Source organism: Blastococcus colisei (assembly GCF_006717095.1).
GTDB classification, from domain to species: domain Bacteria; phylum Actinomycetota; class Actinomycetes; order Mycobacteriales; family Geodermatophilaceae; genus Blastococcus_B; species Blastococcus_B colisei.
Genome location: NZ_VFQE01000002.1, coordinates 755,516 through 770,137, shown reverse-complemented (window position 1 = coordinate 770,137; position 14,622 = coordinate 755,516). Strand labels below are relative to the sequence as shown.

The 14,622-nt window shown below is 74.4% G+C and carries 16 protein-coding genes; 9 read left to right on the top strand and 7 right to left on the bottom strand.

What is annotated here, in order from left to right; genetic code table 11:
- Positions 1–11: 11 nt before the first annotated feature.
- Positions 12–479 carry a YbhB/YbcL family Raf kinase inhibitor-like protein gene (locus tag FHU33_RS23140; RefSeq protein ID WP_211355331.1) on the top strand — a complete coding sequence of 156 codons (468 nt, stop codon included), beginning with the start codon at positions 12–14 and terminating at the stop codon, positions 477–479.
- A 25-nt stretch (positions 480–504) separates the two neighbouring features.
- On the opposite strand, the gene FHU33_RS23135 is transcribed toward FHU33_RS23140, so the two are convergent.
- Positions 505–1,497, bottom strand: a complete 993-nt coding sequence (locus tag FHU33_RS23135) for a PaaI family thioesterase (protein WP_142027899.1) — start codon at positions 1,495–1,497, stop codon at positions 505–507.
- 59 nt (positions 1,498–1,556) lie between these two features.
- On the opposite strand from FHU33_RS23135, the gene FHU33_RS23130 reads away from it, so the two are divergent.
- Entirely contained in the window at positions 1,557–2,348 is a 792-nt protein-coding gene (locus FHU33_RS23130) for an IclR family transcriptional regulator domain-containing protein (protein ID WP_142027898.1), read from the top strand.
- Positions 2,349–2,361: 13 nt separating this feature from the next.
- Here the strand turns inward: FHU33_RS23130 and FHU33_RS23125 are convergent, their stop codons facing one another.
- Positions 2,362–3,333, bottom strand: coding sequence for a D-2-hydroxyacid dehydrogenase family protein (locus tag FHU33_RS23125; RefSeq protein ID WP_142027897.1), 972 nt, complete (start codon positions 3,331–3,333; stop codon positions 2,362–2,364).
- A 143-nt stretch (positions 3,334–3,476) separates the two neighbouring features.
- Here FHU33_RS23125 and FHU33_RS23120 point away from each other — a divergent pair, with 143 nt between their 5' ends.
- On the top strand, positions 3,477–4,886 hold the full coding sequence (locus FHU33_RS23120) for a hemolysin family protein (RefSeq protein ID WP_246064148.1): 1,410 nt from the start codon (positions 3,477–3,479) through the stop codon (positions 4,884–4,886).
- Positions 4,883–5,947 (top strand): hemolysin family protein, encoded by a 1,065-nt coding sequence (locus FHU33_RS23115; RefSeq protein WP_142027895.1) that lies wholly within the window; start codon positions 4,883–4,885, stop codon positions 5,945–5,947. Before FHU33_RS23120 ends, FHU33_RS23115 begins: the two co-directional genes overlap by 4 nt.
- Before the next feature lie 148 nt (positions 5,948–6,095).
- On the opposite strand, the gene FHU33_RS23110 is transcribed toward FHU33_RS23115, so the two are convergent.
- The 5 genes from FHU33_RS23110 to FHU33_RS23090 all read right to left on the bottom strand — a co-directional run bounded on the left by FHU33_RS23110 (position 6,096) and on the right by FHU33_RS23090 (position 11,049).
- Positions 6,096–8,012: a helicase-related protein gene (locus tag FHU33_RS23110; protein ID WP_170182663.1), complete on the bottom strand. Its 1,917-nt coding sequence runs from the start codon at positions 8,010–8,012 to the stop codon at positions 6,096–6,098.
- A gap of 128 nt (positions 8,013–8,140) precedes the next feature.
- A complete protein-coding gene (locus FHU33_RS23105; RefSeq protein WP_142027893.1) occupies positions 8,141–8,722 on the bottom strand; it encodes a hypothetical protein in 582 nt (193 codons plus the stop codon).
- 109 nt (positions 8,723–8,831) lie between these two features.
- Positions 8,832–9,947 (bottom strand): NAD(P)/FAD-dependent oxidoreductase, encoded by a 1,116-nt coding sequence (locus FHU33_RS23100; protein ID WP_142027892.1) that lies wholly within the window; start codon positions 9,945–9,947, stop codon positions 8,832–8,834.
- 60 nt (positions 9,948–10,007) lie between these two features.
- The gene (locus FHU33_RS23095) at positions 10,008–10,583 is read right to left on the bottom strand and encodes an LOG family protein (protein ID WP_142027891.1); all 576 of its coding nucleotides are present in this window, start codon (positions 10,581–10,583) and stop codon (positions 10,008–10,010) included.
- A 7-nt stretch (positions 10,584–10,590) separates the two neighbouring features.
- A complete protein-coding gene (locus FHU33_RS23090) occupies positions 10,591–11,049 on the bottom strand; it encodes a MaoC family dehydratase (RefSeq protein ID WP_142027890.1) in 459 nt (152 codons plus the stop codon).
- A gap of 125 nt (positions 11,050–11,174) precedes the next feature.
- On the opposite strand from FHU33_RS23090, the gene FHU33_RS23085 reads away from it, so the two are divergent.
- The 5 genes from FHU33_RS23085 to FHU33_RS23065 all read left to right on the top strand — a co-directional run bounded on the left by FHU33_RS23085 (position 11,175) and on the right by FHU33_RS23065 (position 14,610).
- Positions 11,175–11,651, top strand: coding sequence for an NUDIX domain-containing protein (locus FHU33_RS23085; protein ID WP_142027889.1), 477 nt, complete (start codon positions 11,175–11,177; stop codon positions 11,649–11,651).
- Between the two features lie 188 nt (positions 11,652–11,839).
- A complete protein-coding gene (locus FHU33_RS23080) occupies positions 11,840–12,490 on the top strand; it encodes a hypothetical protein (RefSeq protein WP_142027888.1) in 651 nt (216 codons plus the stop codon).
- 43 nt (positions 12,491–12,533) lie between these two features.
- Entirely contained in the window at positions 12,534–13,454 is a 921-nt protein-coding gene (locus FHU33_RS23075; RefSeq protein WP_142027887.1) for a 1,4-dihydroxy-2-naphthoyl-CoA synthase, read from the top strand.
- 51 nt (positions 13,455–13,505) lie between these two features.
- Positions 13,506–13,838, top strand: coding sequence for a hypothetical protein (locus FHU33_RS23070; protein WP_142027886.1), 333 nt, complete (start codon positions 13,506–13,508; stop codon positions 13,836–13,838).
- A 160-nt stretch (positions 13,839–13,998) separates the two neighbouring features.
- A complete protein-coding gene (locus FHU33_RS23065) occupies positions 13,999–14,610 on the top strand; it encodes a TetR-like C-terminal domain-containing protein (protein ID WP_142027885.1) in 612 nt (203 codons plus the stop codon).
- The last annotated feature ends 12 nt before the right edge of the window (positions 14,611–14,622 follow it).

The following is a 14,622-nucleotide window of genomic DNA, read 5'->3' as shown; positions in this document are numbered from 1 at the left end:
AAGGAGGTCACGTGAAGCTCAACCATGGAACGCTCGTCGTCACCAGCACGGCTTTCTCGCACGGCGGGCGGATGCCCGACGCGCACTCCGCCAACGGGGAGGGCGTGTCGCCGGAGCTCTCCTGGTCGGGCGTGCCCGACGGGACGCGCTCTCTCGCGCTGATCGTGGAAGATCCCGACGCGCCGCTCGTCGGCGGCTTCGTGCACTGGGTCCTGTACGGCATCCCCGCCGATGTCACCTCCATCCCGGAAGGTGGCGGAGCGGAGTACCGGCAGGGGCTCAACAGCCGGGGAGAGCTCGGGTGGCGGCCGGCCGCTCCACCGCCGGGGCACGGCACGCACCACTACTTCTTCCACCTCTTTGCGCTCGACGACGACCTCGACCTGCCGGCGGGCCTCGCGGCCAGAGACGTGCTCGACCGCATCGATCCGCACGTGATCAACCAGGCGCGGGTCGTCGGCACCTACTCCAACGACTGAGTGGCGTTCCGCGGACGACGGCCCGTCAGGCTTGCGGGCCGGGCCGGAAGGCGAAGTGGCCGGTGCCCACGGCGCGACCGTCGACGGTGAGGGTGACCGAGGCGAAGGCAGCGCCTCTGCCGCTTCGGGTGACCGTCGCCTCCACCGCCAGCTCCGCGCCGTCGCCGGGCCGGAGGAACTGCCACGAACCGTCGGCCGGCTCGAGCGGGACGCTCCCGGCGCCCACGGCGCGGGCCGCGGCGGCCAGTCCTATGCCGTACAGCGCGCCGCCCTGCAGGTGGCCCACCCGGTTGATCAGCTCCGGTCCGATCCGCAGCGCGCCGCGCGCCATGCCCTCGGGTGGATCCGCATCCCAGGTGAGCGCGGTGAGCTCTTCGCTGACCGACGTCCCGCGTGCGCTGGCCCGCTCGGCGGCTCTGACCGTGGCCTCGACCGCTGCGCGTTCCTGCGGTTCCAGATCTCCTTCGGCGAGCGGGGGGACCGGGGGCAGCTCGTCGAGCTCCCACGGCAGCAGCCGGAGCTGCACGCCCTCGGGCACGGGGAGCGCCATGAACCAGCCCTGCCCCGCGGCGACCAATGCCCCGGAGGCGTCGGTGCAGTCGACGCGGGCCAGGGCGTGCCGCTGCTCGTCGTCGAGCCAGACCACCCGTGCCTCCGGGACCACCGGGGCGCGGACCACCGTGGCGATGTGGTGGAGCGTCATGCTCACCGTCCCCAACCGCCGTCCCGGGCCCACCGCGGCGCGCACGGCCGAGCCCATGGCGAGGTCCGCGACGGCCGCCAGGGCCACCGGCGGAACCGGTCCGGGAGTGACCGCCCGGTCGGGAGCGAGATACGGACTACCCGGTCCACCGGCGGCCGGAGAAAGGGTGATCCCTAGGATCTGACCGTAGAAGTGCATCCCGTGGGCGCGCGTCCGCGCCACGGCAGTGATCGCGGAGGCCCTGATGTCCGGTTCGTGCTCGAGTGCACCCGGGTGGTCGGGTGCCGACTCGCCGGTCCTCGGTGCGCGGCTCATCGCGAACGATCCTCGCCCCGGTCCCCGCGCCGGAGGCGACCGCCCGCCGGGGTCCGTCGATGGCTGAACGGGAACGACCCACGGAGTTCGTCCAGTCGGTGCAGCGGGCGCTGGACGTGATCAAGAGCTTCACGCCCAAGCACCCGAGCATGACGCTGACCGAGGTGGCCGAGCGCACGCACCTGACGCGTGGCGCGGCCCGCCGGTTCCTGATGACGCTGGAGCACCTGGGCTACGTGCGCTCGGACGGTCGCCAGTTCTCGCTGTCGCCCCGGGTGCTCGAGCTGGGGTACGCATACCTCTCCTCGGTCCACCCGTGGGACGCGGCGTTCCCGCTCATGGAGCGGCTCAGCGACGAGGTGGAGGAGAACTGCCTCGCCGGGGTCCTCGAGGGCACCGACGTCGTCTGCGTCGCGCGCACCTCGCGCCGGCTGGTGACGGTCGCGGTGTACGTGGGCGGACGGGTGCCGGCGTCGGCGTCGTCCATGGGGCGGGCCATCTTGGCCTACCAGGACGACGATGTCGTCGAGACCTACCTGGCCGAGACCGACCTCAAGCGCGTCACCCCGTTCACGCTCACCGACAAGGAGGCGCTGCGGGCGGAGCTGAAGACCGTCCGCGAGCAGGGCTGGTCGCTGGTCGAGCACGAGCTCGAGGAGGGGCTGACCTCGGTGTCGGCGCCGGTGTTCGGCGTGGGTGGGCGCTGCGTCGCCGCGCTGAACATCTCCGCGCACGGCCACCGGCTGTCGCGCCAGGACGTCGAAGAGCGGGTGCTGCCGCCGCTCTTGCGCTGCGCCCGGGAGACCAGCCTGCTGTTCGGTCACCGGCCCGCGGGCGACGGCGCGGCGTGAGCCCGCCGCCCGCTCAGCGCGGCGCATCGGGAGCGGCGAGCACGCGGACGGGGGAGCCGGCGAGGAAGCCGGCGACGTCCTCGACCGCCTGACCGAAGAACACGTCGTAGGTCGCGTCGGTGACGTAGCCCAGGTGCGGGGTGAGGACGGTGTTCGGTGCGGCGAGGATCGCCGCGTCGGTCCCGACCGGTTCGTCCTCGTACACGTCCAGCCCCGCGCCGGCGATGCCGCCGCTCGAGAGGGCGTCGATCAGCGCGGCCTGGTCGACCAGCCCGGCGCGGCTGGTGTTGACCAGGACGGCGGTCGGCTTCATCGCGGCGAGCTCGGCGGCGCCGACGATCCCGCGGGTCCGGTCGCTGAGTCGCAGGTGCAGCGAGACGACGTCGGACCCGGTCAGCAGCCGGTCCTTGTCGACCAGCTCGGCCCCGACCTCCGCTGCCCGCTCCGCCGTGAGGTGCTGGCTCCACGCCACCACCCGCATGCCGAAGGCCACCCCGACCTGGCCCACGAGGCCGCCGATGCGACCGAGCCCGATCAGGCCCAGCGTGCGGCCCCGCAACCCGGTGCCCACGGTCTGCTGCCAGCGGCCGGACCGCGTGGCGGCGTCCTCCGGCACGAGGTGCCGGGCGAGAGCCAGGATCAACCCCCAGGTGAGCTCGGCCGGGCCGGTGGCGTCGCTGTGCGTGCCGCACACGGTGATCCCCAGCTCGGCCGCGGCGGCGGTGTCGATCGAGGCGTTCTGCATGCCGGTCGTCACCAGCAGGCGCAGGTCCGGCAGCCGCTCCAGCACGGTCCTGGGCAGCGGCGTGCGCTCGCGCATGGCCACCACGACGGCGAAGCCCTGCAACAGCTCGACCAGTCGGCCTTCGTCGGCAACGTGTTCCCGAAACGGCGTGATGGTGACGTCGCCGGGCAGGTCCGTCCAGGGACCGTGCTGGAGCGCGACCCCCTGGTAGTCGTCGAGCACGGCGATGCGGACGGTCACTCCGGCCTCCTCGGATATATCTGATGCAACCTATCGCGCTCCTCCGTCGCGGCACCGCGTGCGATATCTGCGTCACCGCGCGTGGAAGTCGTGGGCACCGGGCACGACCCTGGAATTCCCACCGCCGATACAGGAGGGCGTCCTTGCTCACCGAGTGGTTGCTCCTGGCCTTCGCCGTTGCGCTGATCGCCGCGAACGCACTCTTCGTCGCGGCGGAGTTCTCGCTCATCACCGTTGACCGGGCAACCGTGGACCGTGCCGCCGAGAGCGGCGACGGCCGGGCCGGCAGCCTGCAGGCGGCCATGCGCACGCTGTCCACCCAGCTCTCCGGTTGCCAGCTCGGCATCACGGTGACCAGCCTCGTGGTCGGCTTCATCGCCGAACCGTCGCTGGCCACCCTGTTCCGGGGTCCCCTGGGCCTCACCGGGCTGCCGGACGGCGCGGTCGTCGGCATCTCCGTGGGCCTGGCCCTCCTCGTCGCCACCTGCCTCCAGATGGTGTTCGGGGAGCTGGTGCCCAAGAACTGGGCCATCGCCGAGCCGATGCGGGTCGGCCGGGTGGTGGCCGGCCCGCAGCGGGCGTTCACCGCGGCCACGCGACCGCTGATCAGCTTCTTGAACGGAACCGCGAACGCGATTCTGCGGCTGTTCGGCATCACCCCGACCGAGGAGCTGGCGTCGGCCCGCGCGCCCCAGGAACTGGTCTCGCTGGTCAGCCGGTCGGGCCGGGCGGGCACGCTCGACGCCGCGACCGCGGAACTCGTCGCCCGCTCGATCGCCTTCGGCGACCGGACCGCTGCCGACGCGATGACCCCGCGACCGAGAGTCCGCTTTCTCATGTCCGGCCAGCCGGTCGCCGACCTGATCGCCGCAGCCGCCTCCTCCGGGCACGCCCGGTTCCCCGTCCAGGGCGAGAGCGTCGACGACATCGTCGGGTTCGTGCACTTCAAGCACGCGCTCGGCGTCGAGCCGGCCCGCCGTGGTGAGACGACCGTGGCCGATGTGATGGTGCCCGCCGCGGCGGTGCCGGCGACCATGGAGCTCGACCCGCTGCTGGGCGTTCTCCGTGAAGGTCTGCAGATGGCGGTCGTGGTGGACGAGTACGGCGGTACCGCCGGCATCGTGACGCTGGAGGACCTCATCGAGGAGATCGTCGGCGAGATCGCCGACGAGCAGGATGCGCCCGCCAGGCGGCAACACCGAGCCGCGGACGGCTCGTGGATCCTCTCCGGCCTGCTGCGCCCCGACGAGGCCGGGGCGCTGGTCGGCCTCGACCTGCCCGAGGCCGAGGAGTCCGACACGCTGGGCGGGCTGCTCACCGAGCGCCTCGGGCGTCTGCCCGACGTGGGGGACGCCGTCCTGCTGTCCGCCCGTGACCTCGAGCGCACCGACGACGACGGACTGCCCACCCGGACCGAGGTGCAGGTCACCGTCACCCGGCTCGACGGGCGCCGGGTGGACCGGCTCCGGCTGCGTCGCAACGGCGGCGCGACCGCCGCCCGGCGGATGCCAGACACCGCCGACGCCTCGGACACGACGGAGGCCCGCCCGTGAGCGACGGCGTCGCGCTGCTGGTCGGGCTCGCCCTGCTGGCCGGGAACGCATTCTTCGTCGGCGCCGAGTTCGCGCTGATCTCGGCCCGGCGCACCCAGATCGAGCCCAGGGCCGCCACGGGGTCGCGCATGGCTCGGGTGACGCTGCGGGCGATGGAACGGGTGTCGCTCATGATGGCCGGTGCCCAGCTGGGCATCACCGTCTGCTCGCTCGGCCTCGGCGCGGTCGGTGAACCGGCGGTGGCGCACCTGCTCGAGAGGCCGTTCGCAGCAGCCGGGCTGCCGGACGCGCTGCTGCACCCCGCGGCCTTCGCGATCGCGCTGGCGATCGTCGTCTTCCTGCACATGGTCCTCGGTGAGATGGTGCCGAAGAACATCGCCCTGGCCGGGCCGGAGCGGTCCGCCCTCGCCCTGGGGCCGCCGCTGTACGCGATCGTCTACATCCTCCGGCCGCTCATCTGGCTGCTCAACCAGGTGGCCAACCTCGTGCTCCGTGCGCTGAAGGTGGACCCGAAGGAGGAGGTGAACTCCACGTTCACCCGCGAGGAGGTCTCCGGGCTGATCGGGGAGTCGCACCGGGAGGGTCTGCTCGACGAGCAGGAGCACACGCTGCTGACCGGTGCCCTGCAGTTCGACGAGCGGCGGGCGGCCGATGTCGCCATACCCATGGCCGAGCTGGTCACCGTCCCGCGCGGTGCGACCGTCGCCGAGCTGGAGGCATGCACCGCCGCGACCGGGTTCTCGCGGTTCCCTGTCGTCGACGACGGAACCCTGGTCGGCTACGTGCACCTCAAGGATCTGCTCGCCACTCCGGCCGACCGCCGCGACGAGCCGGTGGATCCGGTGCACATCCGGCCGCTGGCCGACACGACCACCGACCAGTTGCTGCGGAGCGTCCTCGCCTCGATGCAGCGGGCGGGCGCCCACCTGGGGTCCGTGCGGGACGGAGACGGGCGACTGGTCGGCGTGGTGGCCCTCGAAGACGTGCTGGAGGAACTCGTGGGTGAGGTGCGTGACGCCACGCAGGCGGCCGTCGGCACCGAGTCGCCTCGTGGCGGGTAGGGGTCAGCCGGCCAGGATCTCCCCTTCTGGTCGGCGGAATGAGGCGGCAGCGGTGGTTCCCGACCTCACCGACGGACCGCCGAACTCAGGGTGCAGCGCGAGGCCGGCGGTTCTGCGGTGAGGACGGCGAGCGCGGCAGGACGCCACCTCAGCGGGAGCGGCCGGACCGTCCCGTGCCGGGCCGGCCACCGGTTCCCCGGGACGACGCCCCGCTACCCCGCCGTCCGCCGCCCTCGGACGCCGCTGCCCGGCCCCCGCCGGTCGCGCGGCCGCCGCCGGTCGCCCGGCCGCCGGTGCGCGCCGGGCGCGGATGCCGGCCGTATCCGTCGTGGTGCTGCGTCCCCCGGTGCTGGTCCCGTCCCGGTCCGCGGCCGGCGCTGCCCACCGAGCAGTCGCGGCAGGTGCTGAACCAGGGGGCGATGCCGGCGCCGCAGGCGGAGCAGCGACCGGAGGCGGTCAGCGCGATCGCGTCGGGCAGCAGCTCGGTGATGCGGTCGGCGCAGGCCTCCTCGACCTCGGCGGCGTCCTCGCTGGTGAGCCCCGCGACGCCGGGGAAGGAGCGCAGCAGCGTCTGGGCGTCGCGCGCGGCCGCCGCCGCCTGCTCGTAGTCCTCGACGGTGCCCTTGGCGGGCATCGGCTCGAGCACCGTCTCGGGCGCGACGGACTGCCCGGCGGCCTGCTGGAGCGCGGCCTTGGCCAGCACCAGCCAGCGGGTGCGCCGCGGCGGGTTGTAGTCGATCGGCAGGTTGATCAGCCGCCACACCGTCCAGAGGTCGCCGGCGGTGCCGAGCGGGCCGCGCAGCAACGGCAGCAGCGCGTGCACCCGGACGATCAGGCTGGTGACGTCGTCGGCGGTCATCGCCTGGTCGCGGGTCGCCGCCCGTGCCCACGCCATCCAGCGGGTGAGCGCCTCGGGCAGGTCGACGGGCTCGAAGGCACCGAGGTCGTCGAGCTCCGGGCGCAGCCGCGGTGACCGCTTGGGCAGGTCGCTCATCGCGTCGCCGCGGGCCACCTCGGCACCGGCCTTGAGCAGTCCGGCGTCGGCGCGCAGGCCGGTGACCCCGGCGAGGACACCGACGGTGCCGTGCCCGGTCAGCCCGTACCGCCCGGCCCGGCCGGCGATCTGCGCGGTCTCCCAGGTGCGCAGCGGCCGGCGCTCGAACCCGTCGAACTTGGTGGTCTCGGCGAACAGCACGGTGGTGGCCGGCACGTTGATGCCGTGCCCGATGACGTCGGTGGTCACCAGCACCTCGGTCTCGCCGCGGGTGAACCGGTCGATGACCTCGCGGCGGGTGGCCGGGGGGAGCGCGCCGTAGAGGACGCCGACCTTGCCGGGCCGCTGCGGGTCCAGCGCCGCGGCGACGGCGTAGACGGCCTTGCGGGAGAACGCCACGACCAGCGTCTGCGGCCGGACGACGTCCGGGCGGACCGGCGTGCGCAAGACGTCGAGCCGCGACAGCCGCTTGTGGTTGACGACGGTGATCTTCTTCGCGTCGGAGACCAGCGGCTTGAGCAGCAGGTAGGCCTCGGCAGCGGAGATCAGGTGCATCTCGCGGTAGTCGCCGGTCAGGACCAGGCGCGCCCAGTGGTGGCCGCGGTCGGGGTCGGCCACCCAGTGCGACTCGTCGAGCACCAGGAGGTCGCCGCGCATCGGCGCCTTCTCCACGGTGCAGCAGACGATCGGGGCGTCGGGGTCGATCTCCTCCTCGCCGGTGGAGAGGCCGACGGTGCCCGGGGGCAGCTGGGCCGACAGCCGGGCGTACGCCTCGTGGGCCAGCTGGCGCAGCGGCGCCGCGTAGACGCCGCGGCCGTTCTTCTCGAGGGCGAGGAGGGACTCGTAGGTCTTGCCGGAGTTGGTCGGCCCCAGGTGGAAGACGACGTCCTCGGGCCGGGTCGTGCGGACCGGGAGCTCGGGCTCGGCGCCGTCCACCCAGCTCTGCTGGGCGAGCTTCTCGACGCGCGCGGCGGCGCGGTCGTCGTCGCGCGCCCGGCCCTCGCGGGCGGTGGCGCGGTTCCGGCGCCGGGGGTCAGGGCGACGGGCGGGGTGCTGCGGGGGAACGCTCACAGGGGGGAACAAGCCTTTGGTCGGCGGAGGTCGGGGCGGGTCGGCGCACGTCGCGGCGGTGCCAGCTGTCGCGGACCCTACGGAGGGCAACAGCGGGATCCCGCCGAACATGCCCGGGCGCCACCGGATCAGGCCGCACGCGACACCTCGGATCCCACCGCCAGCAGCCGCACCTCCACGACCAGGCCGCGGATCGCCACCACGTCGTACAGGCTGCGCGGCGGGACGAGCAGGGGTCCGTCGTCCGTCCGGTACTGAACGGTCACCGGGCAGGTGACGGCGTCGGCCGCGTCCCGCAGCGGTCCGCGGGACGCCGTCCGCACCGGCAGCACCCGGTCGGCGACGTCCGCCCAGCCCTCCGCCGTCCTCGGTGCGCCGACCAGGAGCGCCAGGTCGCCCAGCAGGCCCGCGGAGTTCTCGACCTGCAGCCGGTGCCTGCGGTCACGGGGCCAGGGAACGGTCGGCTGGACGACATCGACCCGGATGCCCAGCGCGGTGAGCAGGTTGGCCGCCCCGCACAGCTGCAGCGTCTGACGCCGCTGCACCGATCCGGTGGGTGTCACGGCGGCGCGGGCGCGGAGCGCGGCCAGCGCGGCGCCGTACCGCAGCCGGCGCTGCTGCTGGGTGGCGGGCGTCGCGCGGGGGGACGGGGGGAGGGCGGAAGGTCGGGACGGGGGGACGACGGCGGGACGGGGCGGGGCGGCGGTCACGGCGCTCCTCGGGCCGGAGGGCCGGGGGCCGGCCCTGACGCGGGTCAGCGTCGGGGACGGCGATGACGGGGACGTGACGACGACGCGGCGTCAGCGGGAACAGCCCCTGTCAGCGCAGTCGGCGGGCGGCGGCGGTGAGGGTGCGGGCGGTGAGCCGGCCGTCGGCGAGGCCCAGGTCGACGACGTCGTCGAACACCCGTTGGTCGTCGGCGGCGGCCCGGAAGACGGCGTCCATCACCCGCGGCCACCGGCTGGCCCAGGACGCCGTCGAGGAGTGCAGCAGGTGCCGGCCCAGCCGCCGGCGCAGCGCTGCCCGGTACGCCGTCCCCGCCGCCGAGCCGTGCACCGCGGCGGCGCCGGCGAGGGCGCCGGAGAGGACGGCGTAGAAGATCCCCTCCCCGGTCAGCGGGTTGATCAGCGAGGCGGCGTCGCCGGCCAGCAGCACCCGGCCGTCGGGCTGGCGGGGCCGGCCGGTCGACAGCGGCAGCCGGTGCGCCTTGAGCTCCGCGGCCTCCACGCCGGGCAGCAGCCGGCCCAGGCCCGCGAGCAGCCCCTCCCGGTTCACCCCGCCGGAGACGAGCTCCCCGTAGCCCACGTTGGCCCGCCCGTTCCCGAGCGGGAAGGACCACGCGTAGGCCGGCCACCGCTGCTCGGTGGTGGCGATCAGCTGGACGTCCTCGAGGCCGGCGGGGACGGGTGCGTAGCCGCGGAGCGCGATCGCCAGCCGGCTCGGCGGGTTCGGGCCGATCCCGAGCGCCCGGCGGACGACGGACTCCGCGCCGTCGGCACCCACCACGACCCCGGCGGTGAGCACGCCGTCGACCTCGACGTGCGTCGGGTGCACCGCGATCCGCCGGACGACGTGCCTGCGGAACTCCGCGCCCGACGCGAGCGCCGCGGTGAGCAGCCGGGCGTCGAGCACCGCGCGCGGGACGACCCGCGCCGGGCGGTGCATCGTGCGGTCGACCGTCGTCCCGCCGGGGGAGCGCAGCCGCAGGCGGGGGACGACGGCGTAGCCCTCGGTGAGCCCGGCGGGATCGATGCCGAGACCGGCCAGGACGTCGAGCGCCTCGGGGGCGATGCCGTCGCCGCACACCTTGTCGCGGGGGAAGTCGGCCCGGTCGAGCACCAGCACCCGTGCCGACGGGTCGGCGCGACGGGCCGCCGCGGCGCAGGCGGCGCCGGCCGGCCCGCCCCCCACGACGACGACGTCCCAGTGCTTCACGGTGACGACGCTAGGCAGGTCGCCCGCTCAACGCGCGACGGGGCGGGCGAGGCGTCCTGGTCAGCGGCGCGGCGGCGGGGCGGTCCACTTGCGGGGCGGGTGCCGGTAGCACTCGACGAACGCCAGGAGGGCCTTCGCGTCGGACACGACGCCGAGGGCGTCCAGCCGGGCCGCGTCGAGGTAGCCGTCGTCCACCATGCGCTGCAGCTGGGTGAGCAGCGGCTGCCAGAACCCGTCGACGTCGAAGAGCGCGGTGGGCTTGGCGTGCAGGCCGAGCATCCCCCAGGTCCAGGCCTCGAAGAGTTCCTCCAGCGTGCCGGCCGCCCCCGGGAGGGCGACGAACGCGTCGGCGAGGTCGGCCATGACCGCCTTGCGCTCGTGCATCGACTGCACGACCTCGAGCCGGGGCAGGCCGGGATGGGCCACCTCGTCGTCGACCAGGTGCTGCGGGATCACGCCGACGACCTCGCCGCCGGCGGCCAGCGCCGCGTCGGCGACGACGCCCATCATCCCGACGTGCCCGCCGCCGTAGACGATGCCGACGCCGGCCTCGGCGAGGTCGCGGGCGAAGGCCGCGGCGGCGTCGGCGTGGGACGGCGGCCCGGCGTGCGACCCGGTGAAGACCGCGATCCGCACGCGGCCGTCAGCCGCCGTAGTAGCGGTAGACCGGCTCGGCGATGCAGACCGGCTTGTCCCCGCCCTCGCGCTCGATGACGGCGGACAGCGTCAGCTGCAGGCCGCCGGTGACCTCCTCGACCGACTGGAGGCTCGCCGTCAGCCGCACCTTGGCGCCGACCGGGACGGGGGAGGGGAACCGCACCTTGTTCAGGCCGTAGTTGACGCCCATGACCGTGTCGGTGACCACGAGGACCTGGGAGGACAGCGGCGCCAGCAGCGACAGCGTCAGGTAGCCGTGGGCGATCGGGCCGCCGAAGGGGCTCTCGGCCTTGGCGCGCTCGACGTCGACGTGGATCCACTGGTGGTCGCCGGTCGCCTCGGCGAACTGGTTGACGTGGTCCTGGGTGACCTCGTGCCAGTCGCTGCTGCCGAGGTCGGTGCCGACGAGTCCGGGGACCTCGGCCATGGTCGTCGTGGTGGTCATGCGTGCGTCCTCCGATGGACGGGTGTCTGCGGAACCTTGTGCTCTGCTTACCAGTGGAAGCAGAGCACAAGCTTCCGCGGAGGCTCTCCCCGGCATCCCGGCGGCGGACCAGGTTCACTGGGCGGGTGCTCGCCTCGACCGACGGCTGGACCACCTGCGCCCAGGGCCACCGCCACTGGGGTCGTGCCGGCGCCGCCGGCCTGCTGCTGCACCGGGACGGCGCCGAGGGCCCCGAGGTCCTGCTGCAGCACCGGGCCTGGTGGTCCCACCACGGCGGCACCTGGGGGACGCCGGGCGGCGCGCTCCACCACGGCGAATCCGTCGACGACGGCGCGCTGCGCGAGGTCCGGGAGGAGCTCGGCCTCACCGCGGCGGACCTCGTGCTCGGCGTCCGGTCGGTCGACGACCACGGCGGCTGGTCGTACACGACCGTGCTGGCCCGCCCGGCGCGGCCCATCGAGCCCGACGACCTGCAGCTGGACGGCGAGAGCACCGGGGTCGCGTGGGTGCCGGTGGCGGGGCTGGACGGCGTGGACCTGCATCCGGGGCTCGCCGCGTCGCTGGCGCGGCTGCGACCGCTGCTGGAGGACGCACGCCGGTAGCTCCGCGTGTCCGCGCATGAGGTCGCAGTGCGTGGGTAGGCGGTCACAGTTCTTCCCGATCACCGAAGGAGCCGGACCTGTCCCGCCGCCACCGCGCCCCGGGCGCCGCATCATCGGGCGCTGCCCGGCTCGCGACCGCACGTCTGGCTCTCCAGCGCAGCCGCGCCCGGATCGTCCTGGTCCTGGGCATGGCCTGCGGCGCCCTGCTGGTCGCGGCTCCTCTCGCACTGTTCCTGGCCGGCGGTCCCGACGGCGGGGGCGGGAACTCCCGTGACCCCGACGGGGTCTTCACCGGCGAACCGGGAACCGGCACCCCGGGCGGCTCCGGCGCCGATGGCGGCGGGACCGGCGTGGCGACGGATTCCGCCCGCTCGCCGGCGCCCGGTCTGCCGCCGGTGGACACGGCCGGTGACGCGGCCACCGCCGACGGCGCGGATCTGACCGGTGTCGGCGGGGACAGCCCCCTGCCAGGGACGGCGGGGGCGGCGGGCGCGGCGGGGACGGCGGGCGCGGCGGGGACCGGTTCCGGCGGCGGTCAGGGCGGCGGCAGCCCGGGGCAGACCGCGGCCGGGGCGCCGGCCCCCGCGGGTGGCGCCGGCGGAGCGCCGTCCGGCGGAGCACCGTCCGGCGGGGGATCCCCCGCGCCGGCCCCCCAGCGACCCGGCGGGGGCGGCAACCAGCAACCCGCACAGGAAGAACCCGCAAAGGAGCAGCCCACACCGGAACCCGCACCGGACCCCGAGGACTGCCTCTGCGAGACGCTGGACCCGGCGACAGATCCGGTGACGGACATCATCGACGGGGTCACCGACCCGGTCGGCGGGCTGCTCGCCCCGTGACGGGGCGGTACCGGCTCCGGGCGCCCGCGTTAGGTTCGAGCGCATGAGCGCCCGCGACGACGTCTCCGAGATCTTCGACAGCACCGCGTGGCGGCCGGTCGACGGGTTCGACTTCGAGGACATCACCTACCACCGGGCCGTGGACGCCGGCGTCGTCCGCATCGCGTTCGACCGGCCCGAGGTGCGCAACGCCTTCCGCCCGCAGAGCGTCGACGAGCTGATCGCCGCGCTGGAGCACGCGCGGCTGTCCACCGACGTCGGCTGCGTCATCCTCACCGGCAACGGCCCGAGCCCCAAGGACGGCGGCTGGGCGTTCTGCTCGGGCGGCGACCAGCGGGTGCGCGGGAAGTACGGCTACGAGCACGAGGCAGGGGCGCGTGCTGCTGGGGGTGGTGCGGGCGGGGGAGGACTGGGCCGGCTGCACGTCCTCGAGGCGCAGCGGCTGATCCGCTTCATGCCCAAGGTGGTCATCTGCGTCGTCCCCGGCTGGGCCGCGGGCGGCGGGCACAGCCTGCACGTCGTCTCGGACCTGACCCTGGCCAGTGCCGAGCACGCCCGGTTCAAGCAGACCGACGCCGACGTCGGCAGCTTCGACGGCGGCTTCGGCTCGGCCTACCTCGCCCGCCAGGTGGGGCAGAAGTTCGCCCGCGAGATCTTCTTCCTGGGCGAGGAGTACTCGGCGCAGGACGCTCACGCGATGGGCATGGTCAACCGCGTCGTCCCCCACGCCGAGCTCGAGGCGACGGCGCTGGACTGGGGCAGGCGCATCGTCGCCAAGAGCCCGACCGCGCAGCGGATGCTCAAGTACTCGTTCAACCTGATCGACGACGGCTTGGTCGGCCAGCAGCTGTTCGCGGGGGAGACCACCCGCCTGGCCTACATGGCCGAGGAGGCGGTCGAGGGCCGCGATGCCTTCCTCGAGAAGCGCGACCCCGATTTCACCGGCTTCCCCTGGCATGTGTAGTGGCGTTTATGGCCATAAATGCGGGATGAGTCCCCGAGCGAGGAGGTCCACGTGATCGTGGAGGTGGTGACGGGCGCCGACGAACGTCCGGAGGCGCGGGTCGTCGACATCGACGACCTCGGCCGGCTGCACCTGGCCCTGGGTCAGGTGACCGACGACGAGGCCGCGGAGGTGCTGGAGCGGGCCGGCCTCGGGCGGTTCCGCGACAGCGAGACCGCCGTCCTCGACGTGGCCGCCCTGCGGGCCGCCGCCGAGCCGCGAGCGACGGCACCGGACTGGCAGGCTCGCTGGGACGAGATGATCGCGCACGCCCGCAGCAAGGGGTGGCTCTCCGAGGACGGGTCCGGTCTGCAGGTCCACGTGGAGAGCGCCGCCGGGGCCTGATCCGAGCCGTCGCGCGCACCTGCGCGAAGGCCGTGCGGCGGTGCAACAACATTCAAGCGTCTGACATCGTCCGCACTTCTCCTGTCCAGGGCATTGTGGTAACGCTTTCAACAGGCCAGGATGTCGCGGTGCCTATGACGTCGCGTCACGTACTCCCGTCATGAGCGGTACGCCGGGGCGGCCGCTCAGCCCGGAACTCTCCGAGCAACTGCTCTCGGTGGCGGTGGACATCCTCGCCGAGGAAGGGTGGGGCCGGCTCAACAGCGACCGGGTCGCCGCCCGTGCCCGGGCCGGGAAGGCGGGGATTTACCGCCGTTGGCCCACCATGGCCGCCCTCGCCCGCCACGCCGTCGGCCGGTTCCGCCTCGTCTCCCTTCCGGAGGACGGCGGCTCGCTGCGTGCCGACCTCGTCTCCCTCGCCGCCGCGTGGAGCCGACCGCTGGACCGCGAGGAGCGTGCGGTCGCCAGCATCGTGGGCGCCGCCCGCCACGAGGAGCAGCTGCGCGCCGGTTTGGACGACGCGCTGGTGCGCCCGCTGGCCGCGGTCGTCGCCGAGCTCGGGGAGCGGTCCGCCGCACGCGGTGCCCCGATCCCACCGGGACGGCTGGCCCTGCTGGGCTCGGTGCTGCAGGCCTTCTGGTGGCAGCGGTACACGGCTGCCGGGGACGGCGCCATGAGCGTCGAGGCGGTGGAGCGCGTGGTCGACGACGTCCTCCTGCCGGCCGCGGCGCCGGGGTGTGCGTCGCGGCGACCGGCGCCCGCGACCGTCTGAGCGCCGGGCTCG